We start from the raw sequence: 14,879 nt of genomic DNA on the forward strand, positions 1-14,879 counted from the left end.
ACCCGAAGGATAAATCATGGTCGTCATTCGACTCTCCCGCGGCGGCTCTAAGGCTCGTCCGTTTTTCAACATTGTTGTTGCCGATAAGCGCGTTCGCCGCGACGGTGCCTGCATCGAGCGCGTGGGTTTCTACAACCCTACCGCCCGTGGCGCTGAAGAAGGTCTGCGCGTTGCGCTGGACCGCGTGGCTTACTGGAAGGGCGTTGGCGCCCAGGCTTCCGACACTGTCGAACGCCTGCTCAAGCAAGCTGCCGCTAAGGCTGCTGCTTAATCAGCACCCCCATTGAAAACGGGTTCCGTTGGCTAGTCTGACGGAGCCCGTTTTTTCTTTTTCTTCTGTCACTTGCCATTTGTAAATATCCATGAGTCACATGCCTGAACTCGAATCTGCCGCGCTGCCTGAAGATGCCGTGGAGGTGGGGCGCATTGCGGACGCTTGGGGCATCAAGGGTTGGTTCAAGGTCATTGCGCACAGCGCAGACCCTGAGGCCCTGTTTGCCGCCAAGCAATGGTTTCTGTTGCCAGCCGAAAAAGGGGCCAAGAATTTCACGGGTACGCGTCTGCTGCCGATCAAGCAGGTGCGCCCTCACTCCGACACCATCGTGGCTACCTCACCAGCGGTGCTGGACCGCAATGGAGCCGAAGCTTTGCGCGGTTCGCGCGTTTTTGTCTCGCGCGAGCACTTTCCCAAGACAGATGACGGCGAGTTTTACTGGGTCGACCTGATGGGCTTGCAGGTGCATAACCGCGAAGGTGAAAACCTGGGTGTGGTCAAAGACCTGCTGGCTACGGGGCCGCAAACCACGCTGGTGCTGGGCTATGAAGTAGATGGCAAAGAACTCGAGCGCATGATCCCTTTTGTGGATGCGTATATCGACAAGGTCGACCTGGCTGGCAAAACCATCATTGCTGACTGGCAGCTGGACTATTGAGTGCAGCGCATGCGTTTTGACATCATCACCTTGTTCCCCGAGATGTTTGCTGCTTTCCTTGAAAGCGGCGTGACACGCCGTGCCTATGCCTCGGGGCAGGTGGCGGTGCATTTGTGGAATCCGCGTGATTACGCGCAAGGCAACTATCGCCGTGTAGATGACCGCCCCTTTGGTGGCGGCCCCGGCATGGTGATGATGGTGGAGCCATTGCAGCATTGCTTGGACGCCATTCGTGCTGCGCGCGCAGAAGCTGGCGAGGTGCAGCCTGCACCCGTGCTGCTGTTTTCACCCATTGGCGTTACCCTCAAGCACGAGGTGGTGGCGCAATGGTCGGACAGCCAAGGTGCCGTCTTGCTGTGCGGCCGCTACGAGGGCATTGACCAGCGCTTTATTGATAAGCATGTCACGCACCAGGTGAGTTTGGGTGACTTTGTGCTTTCTGGCGGAGAGCTGGCCGCCATGGTGATGCTCGATGCCATTGCGCGCTTGCAGCCCGGCGTGCTCAACGATGAGGGCAGCTTTCAGCAGGACAGCTTTAATCCTGCGCTGGATGGAATGCTCGATTGCCCCCACTACACACGCCCTGAAGTGTGGGAGGGGCAGGAGGTGCCCGGCGCGCTGCTGTCGGGTCACCATGCCAACATTGAGCGTTGGCGCCGCGACCAGCGCTTGCGCATTACGGCAAGTCACCGTCCTGAACTGATTGATCAGGCTCGTGCGCAAGGGCTGCTGAACGCCAAAGACGAAGGGTTTTTGGCAAAAAACGCGGGCAAGCTATAATCCCCGGTTCTTCGATCCTATATCCGGCCGCTGCATCGGTTTGAATGCAGCCATAGCACCAATCCCGGTGCCTGCCAATTTTGGCGCGGACACGATCGAGTTGGATGAAATCATGAATCTGATCCAGACTCTTGAGCAAGAAGAAATTGCTCGCCTGAACAAGACCATCCCTGCTTTCGCTCCTGGCGATACAGTGATCGTGTCTGTGAACGTGGTTGAAGGCGCACGCAAGCGTGTGCAGGCCTTTGAAGGCGTGGTGATCGCTAAGCGTAACCGTGGTCTGAACAGCGCTTTTACAGTGCGTAAGATCTCTTCGGGTGAAGGCGTGGAGCGTACGTTCCAGACTTACTCGCCCATCATTGCTGGCGTTGAAGTCAAGCGCCGTGGTGACGTGCGTCGTGCCAAGCTGTACTACCTGCGTGAGCGCAGCGGTAAGTCGGCACGTATCAAGGAAAAGCTGCCACAACGCGTTAAGAAGGCTGCTGTCGCAGCTGCGTAATTCGCGTTCAGCCTTTCAGGCAAAAGCCGCTACAGTTCGCTGTAGCGGCTTTTTTTATGCCTGCGGAGATGTCGTTTGTCTTCCCATTCAGAGCAGTTGCGGCCGGTGTCTCTGACCGCCAGTATTCCCAACTTTGATCCACGCCAGGTGCCAGTCATTGGCGTTGACAGGCTTTTGCCTGCAGTGGCGTTGACGAATCAAACGCCGCAAGCCTTGCGCGCACGGTTCGCGCGACCACCTGTGTGGCAGCCAGAGGTGCGGCGTGAAGATCGTTTCAGTGAGCGTGCACCGACGCAGGCAGCGGTGTTGATTCCTCTGGTGATGCGCGATGAGCTGACGGTACTTTTGACGCAGCGTACCGAGCATCTGTCCACCCACTCTGGGCAGGTCGCATTTCCGGGGGGCAAACAAGATCCCGAAGATGCCAATGCCACTGCCACTGCCTTGCGTGAGGCACAGGAAGAAATTGGGCTGGCAGTTGATCAGGTTGAGGTCTTGGGCAGCTTGCCTGTCTATGAAACAGGCACCGCTTTCTTTGTGACCCCGGTGGTGGCTTTGGTGCAGCCGAACATGCAGCTTCAGCCCAATCCGTATGAGGTGGCGGATGTGTTTGAAGTGCCGCTGCGGTTTTTGCTGGATCCTCGCAATCACCTGCGCCATCGTCTGCATTGGCAGGGAATGGAGCGTCAGTGGTATTCCATGCCTTATGACGATGCGGGACGTGAGCGGTACATCTGGGGGGCAACCGCTGGCATGCTGCGCAATTTCTATCGTTTTATGGTCGCTTGAGCCAAAGTCCACGGCATCGGTGTGGCATTCGGAATGCTTGCCAGTATCATCTGGACATGAGTTTCTTCGCCATCATGCTTGCCCTGTTGCTGGAGCAAGCCCGACCACTGTCGCGGGACAACCCTGTGCATGCAGGAATTCGGGCTTGGACCGTGTCTGTTCGTCGCAATTTTGACGCAGGTAAGGAACACCATGGATGGGTGGCCTGGGGGCTGGCCATTGTGCCCCCAGTGCTTTTTACGGTGGGTGTTTACTGGCTGCTGATGCGCTGGGTAGGCTGGCCTGCAGCCATGCTGTGGAACGTGGTGGTGCTGTACGTCACTTTGGGCTTTCGCCAGTTCAGCCACCACTTCACCCGGATTCGTGATGCCTTGGAAAGTGGTGACGAGCATGCTGCCCGCGAAGCGTTGGCCGAGTGGCAACAAGTTGAAACCACCGAAGTGCCACGCAGCGAAGTGGTGCGCCATGTCATTGAATACTCCGCTCTCAGCGCCCATCGCCATGTGTTTGGCGTGCTGTTCTGGTTTGCGGTACTGGCTGCTTTGGGCCTGGGGCCAGCAGGTGCCGTGTTCTACCGGTTGACGGAGTACTTGTCGCGCTACTGGTCGCGCAAGTCGGTGGCAGGCGCAGCCCCGGTGAGTGAGCGTCTGCAGCAATCGGCCAAGCAAGCGTGGTTGCTGGTGGATTGGCTGCCTGCACGCATGACTGCGCTGAGCTTTGCCATTGTGGGCAGCTTTGAAGAAGCCATTGATGGCTGGCGCTTTCACACCAAGCATTTTCCGAATGACAACGATGGCGTGATCTTGGCGGCCACGGCAGGTGCTATCAATGTACGGCTGGGCGGCAGTGCTTTGAAGATGCGACAAGAGCTGAAAACTGCGCCCATCTATGACGATGAAGATGCCTGGCAAGAGCCTGGGGTAACGCCAGGGCGAGAGGCAGAGTTGGGCCATTTGCGTTCGGTGGTGGGCTTGGTGTGGCGCAGTGTGGTGGTCTGGATGCTGCTGCTGGCGCTGCTCAGCTTGGCGCGTTTGCTGGGCTAACTGAATACCTTTTAGCTTTTTCAGTACCAGTGCTTTAAGCCCGTTTCATGTAAAAAAACCTGCCGTAATCGAGCAGGTTTTTTTATGCAAGGCTGGTTCGGTTCAGTACTTGAAGTCGGTGTTTAGCTCTTCAAATAGCTCGGTGTAGATGCGGTAGCGATTGGGATGGATGTAGTGCGGGCTGCCTTCGTTATCGACTTCTGCCATGACCGCGCAGCCCGGCTCATGCAGGTGCGTGCAGTTGTAGAACTTGCACTGGTTGGCCAATGCACCGATGTCTGGCATGCACTTGGGTAGCTCGGTGGCCTTGATGTGGTACAGGCCAAATTCTTGGAAACCGGGCGAGTCGATGATGGCCGTGGTGCGCTCTGCATCCATCCAGTACCAGCTGGTGGTGGTGGTGGTGTGCTTGCCGGTGTTGAGAACGCGCGAAATTTCGTTGGTGGCCGCCTGTGCGCCGGGTACCAGCAGATTGATCAGCGTGCTTTTTCCCACGCCTGAAGGACCGAGCACAAAGGTGCGCTTGCCTTCGAGCAAAGCCATCAAGGCTTCTTTTTGTTCAGGATCGTCGCTGGTCAGGTTCAGCGGAATGATGGGGTAGTGGTCGCTGCCGTCTTCATTCAGGATATTGCGGTAGGCCTCTAAGCGCTCCCAAGCCATTGCAAATGGCTCTTGCAGGTCGTATTTATTGAGCGCGATGATGGGGGTGATGCCTGCGTCTTCAGCCGCAATCAGGGCGCGTGCCAGTTGGCTTTCAGAGAACACGGGCTCAGCCGCAATCACGATCAGCACCTGGTCCAGATTGGCTGCAAAGGTTTTGGTGCGGATTTCGTCCTGGCGATACAGCAGGTTGCGGCGTTCCAGCACTTTCTCGATGGTGCCTTCTTCACCTTGACCGGGCGGCGGTGCTTGCCACAGCACGCGGTCGCCCACTACGGCTTGGCTTTTTTTGCCGCGCGGGTGGCAGATGCGGCGTACGCCATCATCGGTTTCCACAATGCAGTGGCGGCCGTGGCTGCCAACGATCAGGCCTTCGGTGGAGGCCGCTGCCGAGGCGACAGCGGATTTGCTATGTCTGCGGCTCATGTGGCACTCACAGGGTTGGAGGTTGCAGGCAGGGGCATGCGCGCCAGACGCTCTACCGCAGGAGGGTGGGAGTAGTAATAGCGCGCATACACCGGGTCGGGCGTGAGGGTGGAGGCATTGTCCTCATACAGTTTGAGCAGTGCGCTGGCCAGGGCAGCGCCACTGGCTTGCTGCATGGCGTAGGCATCGGCCTCAAACTCATCACGGCGTGAAAAGTGTGCCATCACCGGAGAGATCCAGAAGGTGAACACGGGCAGGGCCAGCATGAACAGCAGCAGGGCCAGTGCGTCATCGTGCGAAGGCTGACCAAAAGCGAGGGCAGTGCTGGGGAGTACGCCCAGGCCTGTGTAGAACCAAACCTGCTGTGACAGCCAGCCCAGCACGGCAAAGCCAATCAGGCTCAGCACAAACATGCCAATCATGCGTTTTGTAATGTGCTTGTGCTTGAAGTGCCCCAGCTCGTGGGCCAGTACGGCCTCTACTTCGTCAGGGCTCAATTGCTTGAGCAGGGTGTCATAAAACACCACACGCTTAGAGGCGCCAAAACCCGTGAAGTAGGCATTGGCATGTGCGGAGCGGCGGCTTCCATCCATGACAAACAAACCTTTGGCAGCAAAACCGCAGCGCTGCATCAGGCTGGTGACACGGGCTTTGAGGGACTCATCAGCCAAGGGCTCAAACTTGTTAAACAGGGGGGCAATATAGGTCGGGAAAATCCACATCAGCAGCAGCTGAAAACCCGTCCAGATTCCCCAGGCCCACAACCACCACAGACTGCCTGTAGCGCCCATGAACCAGAGGATGATCCACGCAATCGGCAGACCAATGATGGCAGCGAGCAAAGTGGACTTGAGCAAATCACCCAGCCATATCGCTGGCGTGCTCTTGTTGAAACCAAAGCGCGCTTCAAGCGCAAAGGTCTGGTAGAGCGAGAAAGGCAGATCCAGCAAGCCAGAGATGGCTGCAAACGCGGCAAGCAAGGCCAGCTGCTGCACCATGCCCGGCTCCATCCATTGCAGCAGGGTGTTTTGCAGGGTATTCAAGCCGCCCAGCAGGGTCCAGCCCAGCAAAATGACTGCCCCCCACGCCATGTGCAGCAAGCCAAAGCGGGCTTTTGCCAGGGTGTAGTCGGCAGCCTTTTGATGGGCTGCTAAGGAGATGTGCGAGGCAAAGCTCTGAGGAACCTCATGGCGGTGCTGGGCCACGTAACGCACTTGGCGCGTGTTGAGCCACAGTTGCACCAGCAGTTGCAGGGCTAATGCAATGGCAAATGCCAGTGTCAGCAGCATCGAGGGGGAAAGTTCATTCGTGGTCGGCATTGGCGGCGAGTGTAGGCGACAATTTAAGCATGTCTTTAGCCCCCTCTTCTGAAACCCCTGTGTTGCCCAAGTCTGACTTGAACCTTGTTTGGCTTGACTGCGAAATGACTGGTTTGAATCCTGAGCACGATCGCATCATTGAAATTGCTGTGGTCATTACCAATGCCAACCTCGACATCCGGGTGGAAGGGCCGGTATTTGCCATTCACCAAAGCGATGAATTGCTCAACGGCATGGATGCCTGGAACAAGGGTACGCATGGCCGCAGTGGCTTGATCGAGCGGGTCAAGGCTTCTGAGATCTCTGAGGCGCAGGCAGAAGCTGCTTTGACTGCGTTTCTGAGCAAGTATGTGCCCAAGGGGAAGGTGCCGCTGTGCGGCAATAGCATTGGACAAGACCGCCGTTTTTTGGCGCGTTACATGCCAAAGCTTGAGGCTTACCTGCATTACCGGAATGTGGATGTCAGCACGCTCAAGGAGCTGGCGCGCCGCTGGAAGCCAGAGGTGGTGACCAGCTTCAAGAAAGCGCAACGTCACACGGCGCTGGCGGATGTGATTGAGTCCATCGACGAGCTGCAGCACTATCGCAGCCGCTTTTTGGTGGTCTGAATACACGCAGCCTTGGCTTTGCTGGTGGTATTAACCCTGCAGCTCAGCAGAAAAAACAAGAACGTGTGATAATTGCCGTCTTGCACGTTTGAAGCCTTAGCGCTTACGTAGCGATGCAACAATTGTGCATCTCCCATCACTCACCGGGCCCGCCACCCGCTATTGCGAAAACTTAGGTTATCGCTAGCGCCGTAGCAATGAATGGCCCACCAGCTGCCCTTATGCGCGCCGCTGGTATCGTTTGACGGTTGATGTTTCCATAACCGTCAAAAAAGCGTTGCCCGCTTTCATGGGCCGCTTTTCGCGTGAGAAAACATGAACGACTCTTTGAATGAGCAGGGCCAACTGGCCACTGCGGATACTGCTTTGGACGCTTCCACTTTGAATGTTGCTGCTGAGGCAGTTGCTGAAATTATCGAATCTATCGACACCGCTGCTGAAATCGAGCAAGAGGCTGTTGAAGTACAACCTAACGGCTTTGTTGAGCTGGGCCTGGCGCCTGAGCTGGTGCAGGCTGTTGCAGATCTGGGTTACACCCAGCCAACTGCTGTGCAACTCAAGGCCATTCCTTTGGCCATGGGTGAAGGTGCAGATGCCAATGGTTTTATCGACCTGATGGTGTCTAGCCAGACTGGTTCCGGCAAGACGGCTGCTTTCTTGCTGCCTGTGCTGAACACGATTCTTCAGCAGCGCGCTGAGGCAGAAGCTGAAGCCAAGGCTGAGTTTGATCGCCAGTGTGCTGAAGCTGCTGCCAAGGGTGAGCCCTTGCCTAAGCGTGCCAAGCGTAAGGACCCAACCAATTCCCGTAACTTCAAGGCTGCCGTACCTGGTGCTTTGATTCTGTGCCCGACACGTGAACTGGCTCAGCAAGTGGCGCATGACGCCATCGAGCTGGTCAAGCACTGCCGTGGTCTGCGTGTTGCCAATGTGGTGGGTGGTATTCCTTACCAGCTGCAAATTGCCAAGTTGCAAAACGCTGACTTGGTGGTGGCAACGCCAGGTCGCTTGCTGGATCTGCAGCGCTCCATGCAAATCAAGCTGGACAAGGTTCAGTTCTTGGTGGTGGATGAGGCTGACCGCATGCTGGATCTGGGCTTCTCGGATGATCTGGCTGAAGTCAATCAGATGACTTCGCAGCGCAAGCAAACCATGATGTTCAGCGCTACGTTTGCACCCCGTGTGCAGCAGCTGGCCATGCGCGTGATGCACGACAACGGCGCTGGCGTGAAGAAGATCACGATCGACTCGCCCCAGGAAAAGCACTCCAACATCAAGCAAGTGCTGTTCTGGGCTGACAACGCCCAGCACAAGCGCAAGATGCTGGACCACTGGCTGCGTGACGAGTCCATCAACCAGGCCATCGTATTTGCATCCACCCAGGTGGAGTGCGACGGTCTGGCGACCGACTTGCAAGAAGCGGGCTTCTCTGCTGCTGCTTTGCATGGCGCGCTGAGCCAGGGCTTGCGTAACCGTCGTCTGATGGCGTTGCGTAACGGTCAAATCCAAGTGCTTGTAGCGACTGACGTGGCTGCTCGCGGTATTGACGTGCCCACGATCACTCACGTGTTTAACTACGGCCTGCCCATGAAGGCCGAAGACTACACCCACCGTATCGGCCGTACCGGTCGTGCTGGTCGCAGTGGTATTGCTGTGACGTTTGGTGAGTTCCGTGATCGTCGCCGTATTTTTGATATTGAAGCCTACACACGCCAGCAGTTCACTGCTGAAGTGATTCCAGGTCTGGAGCCCCAGCAGCGCTTCCCAGCAGCCGGCGAGCGTGATGGTCGTCGTGGCGGCGGCGGTGGTGGTGGCCGTAGCTTTGGCGGTGGCAACAGCCGTGGCGGTGATGGTTATGGTCGCAAGCCAAGCTTTGGCGGTGACCGTGGCGGCTTCGGTGGCGGTCAGCGCCGCGAAGGTGGTTTTGGTGGCGGTGATCGCCCTCGCTTTGGCGGCGGTGAGCAGCGTCCTGCCGGTGGCTTTGGTGGCGGTGATCGCGACCGTGGCGGTTTCGGTGGCGGCCAGCGTCGTGAAGGTGGTTTTGCTGGCGGTGCAGACCGCAAGCCCGCTTTCGGCGATCGTGGTGGTTTTGGTGGTGGCGACCGCAAGCCTGCATTTGCAGACCGTGGTGACCGCGGTGGTTTTGGTGGTGATCGCCCTCGCTTTGGCGGCGGTGAGCAGCGCCCTGCTGGCGGTGGCTTTGGTGGCGGTGATCGCGACCGTGGCGGCTTTGGTGGTGGTCAGCGTCGTGAAGGTAAGTCCTTTGGCGGTGCTCGTGAAGACCGTGGCGGTTTCGGCGGTGGTCGCAAGACTTTCTCGCGCGACCGATAATGGGCAAAGCTGGCAGCGTTGATTCGTTGCCAGTTGCTCAGTAAAAAAACCGGCCATTGGCCGGTTTTTTTTGCGTCTGGACTGCACATTTGTTGTGGGGAGTATGTGTGTTTGTCTAAAAATATAGCTTCTAACGTAAGTCCGCTAATAACTTTAGATAGTTTTCATTCTGAAGTGCTTGTATCTATTGCGCTGCAAGCTATGAATATTTGCAATGCGCACAACAAAAAACCCGTCTTGGTAACAAGACGGGTTTTGTTTGGTGGGCCCTGAGTGATTCGAACACTCGACCAACGGATTAAGAGTCCGCTGCTCTACCAGCTGAGCTAAGAGCCCTTCTGTAACCAGAAGATGATTGCGCGATGGCAATGAAAAGAATGTTTGGTGGGCCCTGAGTGATTCGAACACTCGACCAACGGATTAAGAGTCCGCTGCTCTACCAGCTGAGCTAAGAGCCCTTCGGTCTCAAACCGAAGCACCAGTTTGTTTGAAAAAACAAACCAGTAAAAAAAGTGGTGGGCCCTGAGTGATTCGAACACTCGACCAACGGATTAAGAGTCCGCTGCTCTACCAGCTGAGCTAAGAGCCCACTTTTCTTGCCTGGCAATCAAGCAAGACCGCTATTATGCATCAATTTTTTTATTGCTACGGGAAAGTACGTGCTTTTTCCCTGGTGGGAATTGCAAATTTATTGCATGGCGTTGCGGCTGGCCAGCTCGACAAACAGGCCGCTGTGGTCCAGCTCACCCAGGCCGTGCTTGACGCCATCGGCGTACAGTTGCTCGAACAGCTGGGTGATGGGGGCATCAAAGCCAACCTCAGCAGCGGTGGCCAGGGCATTGCGCATATCCTTGAGTTGAACGGTCATTTTTCCGCGTGCGGCAAAGTCGCGCTCCACCATGCGCTGGCCGTGCAACTGCAAGATGCGGCTGTCTGCAAAACCGCCAGTAATGGCTTCGCGCACCTTGGCCGGGTCTGCTCCACCTTTGGCGCACAGCAGCAAAGCTTCTGCCACCGCACCAATGCTGATGCCCACAATCATCTGGTTGGCCAGTTTGGTCAGCTGGCCTGCGCCATGCGGCCCCACGTGTGTGGCGCGGCCTAAAGGTGCGAGCAGGGGCTGTGCCGCTTCATAGTCTTCGGCCTTGCCGCCGACCATGATGGCCAAGGTGCCAGCTTCTGCGCCAACGGTGCCGCCAGAGACGGGGGCATCCAGATGGCGCAGGCCGCGTTCCGACAGCCGTGCTGCGTGGTCGCGTGCCTCCCGGGGCTGGATGGAGGCCATGTCCACCACCAGCGTGCCTTGGCACATGCCATGGATGGCGCCATCTTGGCCCATGCCAAACAGCACTTCGCCGACGACGCTGCCGTTCTCCAGCATGCTGACGATGTAATCCGCCTTGATACAGGCCTGGCGCGGTGTGTCGTGCACATAAGCCCCGTCAGCGGCCAAGACATCGGCTTTGGCGCGGGTGCGGTTCCATGCGTGTACTTCATGGCCGGCGGCCAGCAGGCGACGTGCCATTGGCAGGCCCATCAGGCCGCAGCCCAGCACTGCAATGCGCAAGCGAGGGTTTGGTGTGGTGGGGGTCAACGCTGGTCTCCGATCATTTGTTAGTCAGTGGCACGGTGCGCATGCACGGGCCCGGCAATACCCAAGTAGGGATGATGAAGAATTTTTTTCACACATGCTTGCAGATGGCTTGCAAGCATGTGATCAAAAAGTCACGGCAGTTGTGACTCAGGTGCGGGGAACTGCATTGGTGGTTGCGTGTTTGCCAATCAGCAAACGGAAAGGCAAAAGCAGACAGACGGCCATGACCAGCTTGACGCCCAGATCGCCGAGCGCCCAGGTGACCCAAGGCAGGTCCTCGCCTGCAAAACCGACACCCCAAAATACGCAGGTGTCCAGTACAGCAGCGAGCATGGTGGCGATGAGCGGTGCGCGCCACCAGCGGCTTTGACGCAGGCGGTCAAACACAGAAATGTCGAGCATTTGCGAAAGCAAGAATGCCAAACCGGATGCCGCAGCAATGCGTACAGGCGCCAGCATGGCTGATGCAGCTACAGCCACGGCAAAGCCTACCCATGCCACGCGGCGGGCCTGTGCGGGGCCGAAGGCACGGTTGACCAGCTCGGTTACCAAAAAAGCGAATGGATAAGTGATGGCGCCCCACGTCAGCCAGTCGTTGATGGCGTATTGCACCAGGATGTTGGATGACAGCACGACCATGCCCATGGCCAGTACGGCCACGGACAGCTGGGATGGGGTAGGAGATGGATAGCGCATGGTGAACCTGAAGATCCGGATTAGGCCATGCCGCCTGAATTGCGTGCTCCCGATGAGGGCACTGGCAGGCCCAGCACTGCGCAGGCAACGGCTTCACCCACTTTGATGCCATCGACACCTGCAGACAAAATGCCTCCTGCGTAGCTGGCACCTTCACCAGCGGGGTAGAGGCCGCGTGTGTTCACGCTTTGAAAGTCGGCACCCCGTGTGATTTTGACGGGCGAGGAGGTGCGCGTTTCTACCCCCGTCAGCACCGCTTCGTGCATGTCGTAGCCGCGCAGTTTTTTGCCAAATACCGGCAAGGCTTCACGCATGGCTTCAATGGCATAGGCTGGCAGGGCATGGTGCAGACTGCCCCAGGTAATACCGGGCTTGTAGGAGGGCGGAACATCGCCCACGGCGCTGGAGTCAGTGCCGGCAATAAAGTCACCCACCAGCTGACCCGGGGCGTTGTAGTTGCGCCCGCCCAGCAAATAGGCCTTGGATTCCAGCTGGCGCTGCAGCACCACGCCAGACAGCGGGTGGTACTGGCCTGCGGGCAGGTTTTCTACGCCATAGGTCTTGCCCTCAAAAGCCCAGGCAAACGACTTCACATCCTGCGGGTAGTCGCTGGGTTCAATGGCGCAGACCATGCCGGCATTGGCATTGCGCTCGGCGCGCGAGTACTGGCTCATGCCGTTGGTCACCACGCGTTCGGGCTCGCTGGTGGCTGCCACCACGGTGCCGCCGGGACACATGCAAAAGCTGTACACCGCACGGCCATTCTTGGCGTGGTGCACCAGCTTGTAGTCGGCGGCACCCAGCAACGGGTGGCCGGCGTGCTTGCCCCAGCGCGCCTGGTCGATCACGCTTTGCGGGTGCTCAATGCGAAAGCCCACGGAGAAGGGCTTGGCCTCCATGTAGACGCCACGCTCATAGAACATGGTGAAGGTGTCGCGCGCACTGTGGCCCAGCGCCATGACCACCTGGTCGGTCTGCAGCGCGTAGTTTTCACCGCTGGCCTGGTTCAGAACCTGCAGCGCGGTAACGTGGCGCGCATCGCCTTCGCCCGCCACGGTGATGTCAGTGACGCGCTGCTCAAAGCGAATTTCGCCGCCCAGACGGGTAATTTCTGCGCGAATGCCCTCTACCAGCTTGACCAGCTTGAAGGTGCCGATGTGCGGGTGGGCTGCGTACAGAATTTCTTCGGGGGCGCCATAGGTCACAAACTCTTGCAGCACTTTGCGGCCCAGGTGGCGAGGGTCTTTGATCTGGCTGTAAAGCTTGCCGTCTGAAAACGTACCTGCCCCGCCTTCACCAAACTGCACGTTGGATTCGGGCGTCAGCTCGCGCTTGCGCCACAGACGCCAGGTGTCTTTGGTGCGCTCGCGCACGGTTTTTCCGCGCTCCAGCACGATGGGCCTGAAACCCATTTGCGCCAGCACCAGTGCTGCAAACATGCCGCAGGGGCCAAACCCCACAACCACAGGGCGGTGCTGCAAGTCTGCCGGGGCCTGGCCAACGGCTGTCCACGACATATCGGGCGTGGGGTTGACATGCGAGTGCTCTGCAAACTGCGCCAGCAAGGCCGCTTCCTGGCTGGCATCTGCCAGGCCGATATCCACGATGTACACGGCCAGCAACTCGGCCTTTTGGCGCGCATCAAAGCTGCGCTTGAACACGTTCAGCTGGGCAATGGCCGCAGGCGCAATGCCAAGGCGTTCAGCCGCCAGCGTGCGCAACTGGGCTTCAGGAAGGAATTCGGTGTGGTTCTCGGGGTGGTATTCCAGTGCCGAGAGGGGGAGTTTGAGTTCTGCGAGGCGAATCATGGCTTGTAGTGATCAAGCAAGAAGAAGCCGGCCATCCTAGCGTGAAGCGGCCATCAGCGCTTGGGCTGACTGGGGTGCTTGGGCGGGCTTCACGGTTTTGAAAAGTGAGCGACAGATGTAATCTGCGTAAGCGATAAAGACGGATTTGATCGTTAATTATTAACGCCCCCGCTCACCACGGGGTGCGGGCCCTGGCGCACAATGCGGGGGTGAATGCACCTTCTTTCGTGCCCGTTGTGGCTTCTTCTTTGTTGCGTATTGATGCAACCGCTTCGCAAGTGCCGCTCAGTGCCGAGCAGCAGCTTTTTAACACCTGGGTGCAGCGCATTGCACAGCAGCGTGCCTGGCTGCAAGCCTGGGACGAGGCCGTGCAAGCCTGCCGCACGCGCTTTGCGCGCGATGGCGCGCCGCTGCGCACCCGTTATCTTGATTTGCAAGCAGATCTGGCGCAGTACCTGGATCAGCAAGCGGGTCGCAAACTCTCCAAATTAGAGCGCCAGTTGCTGGAGACCTGCCTTCTGGAGTCTGCCCAGCAAGTGGCGGACTTGAGTGACACCCCCGCCCAGCAGGCGGCCATGCAAGAACTGGTGCGGCGGTATACGCCTGAACAAGAAGATGACGACGACGCGGGCGATGCAACCGGTGCTGCTGCGCAGGCGGTTGCGCCAGAGTCAGCCAGTCAGGACATTGACTGGGAAGACATGGAAGCGGTGGCGCAGTTTCTGGAAGCCCAGGCCCAGGCTGGCGCAGCGCAGGCTGAACGCGCCCGTGGCCAGCATCAGGCCAAGCGCCAGCAGCGCAAGGCCCAGCAAGCCCAGAAGACCAAAGGGCCGACAGCCGCAGAGCTGGCCACGCAGTCACTGCGCGAGGTGTACCGGCGTTTGGCCAGCCGCTTGCACCCTGACCGCGAACAAGACCCGCAAGAGCGCGAGCGCAAAACGGCCTTGATGCAGCGCGTGAACATTGCGTATGAAGCAGGGCGTTTGATGGAATTGCTGGAGCTGCAGTGGGAAGCCGAGCAGATGGACCCGGCACGGCTGGCGCAGCTCAGCGATGCACGCCTGGCACCGTACAACCGCATGCTGCAAGAGCAATGGAGTGATCTGCAGCGCGACGCGCAAGCACGCATGCAGGCATTTGCCCGTGAGTTTGGTCTGGATGCCACCACCCGTTTACAGCCTGCAAAGCTGATGTCCCAGGTGCGCGAGCGCTTGCAGCAACTGCAAGGCGGCATCGATTACCTGCAGCAGCTGCTCAAGGCGCTGGACGAGGAGCCAGACGCCCTCAAGCAGTGGCTCAAGCACGAGCGCACACTGGCACGTCGGCACGCAGATTAAGGAAGGCAAGGCTGGCGCTGAACAGCACCTGCTTTTCCTTTTATCTTGCTGAGATTGCGA

The 14,879-nt window shown here is 58.3% G+C and carries 14 protein-coding genes and 3 tRNA genes; 9 read left to right on the forward strand and 8 right to left on the reverse strand.

Annotated features, from left to right (window positions below):
• Window positions 1-16 precede the first annotated feature (16 nt).
• The 6 genes from rpsP (at window position 17) to IB213_RS06305 (ending at window position 4,043) form a co-directional block, all read left to right on the forward strand.
• Window positions 17-271 (forward strand): 30S ribosomal protein S16, encoded by a 255-nt coding sequence (rpsP, locus tag IB213_RS06280; protein ID WP_191723184.1) that lies wholly within the window; start codon window positions 17-19, stop codon window positions 269-271.
• 91 nt (window positions 272-362) lie between these two features.
• Window positions 363-932: a ribosome maturation factor RimM gene (gene rimM, locus IB213_RS06285; RefSeq protein ID WP_191723183.1), complete on the forward strand. Its 570-nt coding sequence runs from the start codon at window positions 363-365 to the stop codon at window positions 930-932.
• A 9-nt stretch (window positions 933-941) separates the two neighbouring features.
• A complete protein-coding gene (trmD, locus tag IB213_RS06290) occupies window positions 942-1,712 on the forward strand; it encodes a tRNA (guanosine(37)-N1)-methyltransferase TrmD (RefSeq protein WP_192405764.1) in 771 nt (256 codons plus the stop codon).
• Window positions 1,713-1,824: 112 nt separating this feature from the next.
• On the forward strand, window positions 1,825-2,211 hold the full coding sequence (rplS, locus tag IB213_RS06295; RefSeq protein ID WP_191723181.1) for a 50S ribosomal protein L19: 387 nt from the start codon (window positions 1,825-1,827) through the stop codon (window positions 2,209-2,211).
• 75 nt (window positions 2,212-2,286) lie between these two features.
• On the forward strand, window positions 2,287-3,000 hold the full coding sequence (locus tag IB213_RS06300) for a CoA pyrophosphatase (RefSeq protein WP_225561003.1): 714 nt from the start codon (window positions 2,287-2,289) through the stop codon (window positions 2,998-3,000).
• A 56-nt stretch (window positions 3,001-3,056) separates the two neighbouring features.
• A complete protein-coding gene (locus IB213_RS06305; RefSeq protein WP_191723180.1) occupies window positions 3,057-4,043 on the forward strand; it encodes a CobD/CbiB family protein in 987 nt (328 codons plus the stop codon).
• Between the two features lie 102 nt (window positions 4,044-4,145).
• On the opposite strand, the gene rsgA is transcribed toward IB213_RS06305, so the two are convergent.
• Window positions 4,146-5,129 carry a ribosome small subunit-dependent GTPase A gene (rsgA, locus tag IB213_RS06310; protein ID WP_191723179.1) on the reverse strand — a complete coding sequence of 328 codons (984 nt, stop codon included), beginning with the start codon at window positions 5,127-5,129 and terminating at the stop codon, window positions 4,146-4,148.
• Window positions 5,126-6,448 carry a M48 family metallopeptidase gene (locus IB213_RS06315; RefSeq protein ID WP_225561004.1) on the reverse strand — a complete coding sequence of 441 codons (1,323 nt, stop codon included), beginning with the start codon at window positions 6,446-6,448 and terminating at the stop codon, window positions 5,126-5,128. Before IB213_RS06315 ends, rsgA begins: the two co-directional genes overlap by 4 nt.
• Window positions 6,449-6,477: 29 nt before the next feature.
• On the opposite strand from IB213_RS06315, the gene orn reads away from it, so the two are divergent.
• A complete protein-coding gene (gene orn, locus IB213_RS06320) occupies window positions 6,478-7,056 on the forward strand; it encodes an oligoribonuclease (protein ID WP_191723178.1) in 579 nt (192 codons plus the stop codon).
• A 315-nt stretch (window positions 7,057-7,371) separates the two neighbouring features.
• Window positions 7,372-9,384 carry a DEAD/DEAH box helicase gene (locus IB213_RS06325; protein WP_192405765.1) on the forward strand — a complete coding sequence of 671 codons (2,013 nt, stop codon included), beginning with the start codon at window positions 7,372-7,374 and terminating at the stop codon, window positions 9,382-9,384.
• Between the two features lie 260 nt (window positions 9,385-9,644).
• Here IB213_RS06325 and IB213_RS06330 read toward each other — a convergent pair.
• The 6 genes from IB213_RS06330 to IB213_RS06355 all read right to left on the reverse strand — a co-directional run bounded on the left by IB213_RS06330 (window position 9,645) and on the right by IB213_RS06355 (window position 13,482).
• Window positions 9,645-9,720 (reverse strand) — tRNA-Lys (locus IB213_RS06330).
• A gap of 46 nt (window positions 9,721-9,766) precedes the next feature.
• Window positions 9,767-9,842: transfer RNA gene (locus IB213_RS06335), tRNA-Lys, on the reverse strand.
• 55 nt (window positions 9,843-9,897) lie between these two features.
• Window positions 9,898-9,973: transfer RNA gene (locus IB213_RS06340), tRNA-Lys, on the reverse strand.
• Window positions 9,974-10,072: 99 nt separating this feature from the next.
• A complete protein-coding gene (locus IB213_RS06345; protein ID WP_192405766.1) occupies window positions 10,073-10,978 on the reverse strand; it encodes an NAD(P)-dependent oxidoreductase in 906 nt (301 codons plus the stop codon).
• 147 nt (window positions 10,979-11,125) lie between these two features.
• A complete protein-coding gene (locus IB213_RS06350; RefSeq protein ID WP_191723175.1) occupies window positions 11,126-11,674 on the reverse strand; it encodes a VUT family protein in 549 nt (182 codons plus the stop codon).
• 20 nt (window positions 11,675-11,694) lie between these two features.
• A complete protein-coding gene (locus IB213_RS06355) occupies window positions 11,695-13,482 on the reverse strand; it encodes an NAD(P)/FAD-dependent oxidoreductase (protein ID WP_192405767.1) in 1,788 nt (595 codons plus the stop codon).
• A gap of 236 nt (window positions 13,483-13,718) precedes the next feature.
• On the opposite strand from IB213_RS06355, the gene IB213_RS06360 reads away from it, so the two are divergent.
• Window positions 13,719-14,819 (forward strand): J domain-containing protein, encoded by a 1,101-nt coding sequence (locus IB213_RS06360; protein ID WP_192405768.1) that lies wholly within the window; start codon window positions 13,719-13,721, stop codon window positions 14,817-14,819.
• Window positions 14,820-14,879 lie beyond the last annotated feature (60 nt).

The sequence above is a fragment of the Comamonas sp. CMM02 genome, from assembly GCF_014851485.1.
Classification (GTDB): Bacteria; Pseudomonadota; Gammaproteobacteria; order Burkholderiales; family Burkholderiaceae_C; genus Comamonas; species Comamonas avium.

What these genes read in the sequence shown, in the direction of transcription:
- rpsP (WP_191723184.1), top strand. Translation starts at nt 17, where the DNA reads ATGGTCGTCATTCGACTCTCCCGCGGCGGCTCTAAGGCTCGTCCGTTT.
- rimM (WP_191723183.1), top strand. Translation starts at nt 363, where the DNA reads ATGAGTCACATGCCTGAACTCGAATCTGCCGCGCTGCCTGAAGATGCC.
- trmD (WP_192405764.1), top strand. Translation starts at nt 942, where the DNA reads ATGCGTTTTGACATCATCACCTTGTTCCCCGAGATGTTTGCTGCTTTC.
- rplS (WP_191723181.1), top strand. Translation starts at nt 1,825, where the DNA reads ATGAATCTGATCCAGACTCTTGAGCAAGAAGAAATTGCTCGCCTGAAC.
- IB213_RS06305 (WP_191723180.1), top strand. Translation starts at nt 3,057, where the DNA reads ATGAGTTTCTTCGCCATCATGCTTGCCCTGTTGCTGGAGCAAGCCCGA.
- rsgA (WP_191723179.1), bottom strand. Translation starts at nt 5,129, where the DNA reads ATGAGCCGCAGACATAGCAAATCCGCTGTCGCCTCGGCAGCGGCCTCC.
- IB213_RS06315 (WP_225561004.1), bottom strand. Translation starts at nt 6,448, where the DNA reads ATGCCGACCACGAATGAACTTTCCCCCTCGATGCTGCTGACACTGGCA.
- orn (WP_191723178.1), top strand. Translation starts at nt 6,478, where the DNA reads ATGTCTTTAGCCCCCTCTTCTGAAACCCCTGTGTTGCCCAAGTCTGAC.
- IB213_RS06325 (WP_192405765.1), top strand. Translation starts at nt 7,372, where the DNA reads ATGAACGACTCTTTGAATGAGCAGGGCCAACTGGCCACTGCGGATACT.
- IB213_RS06350 (WP_191723175.1), bottom strand. Translation starts at nt 11,674, where the DNA reads ATGCGCTATCCATCTCCTACCCCATCCCAGCTGTCCGTGGCCGTACTG.
- IB213_RS06355 (WP_192405767.1), bottom strand. Translation starts at nt 13,482, where the DNA reads ATGATTCGCCTCGCAGAACTCAAACTCCCCCTCTCGGCACTGGAATAC.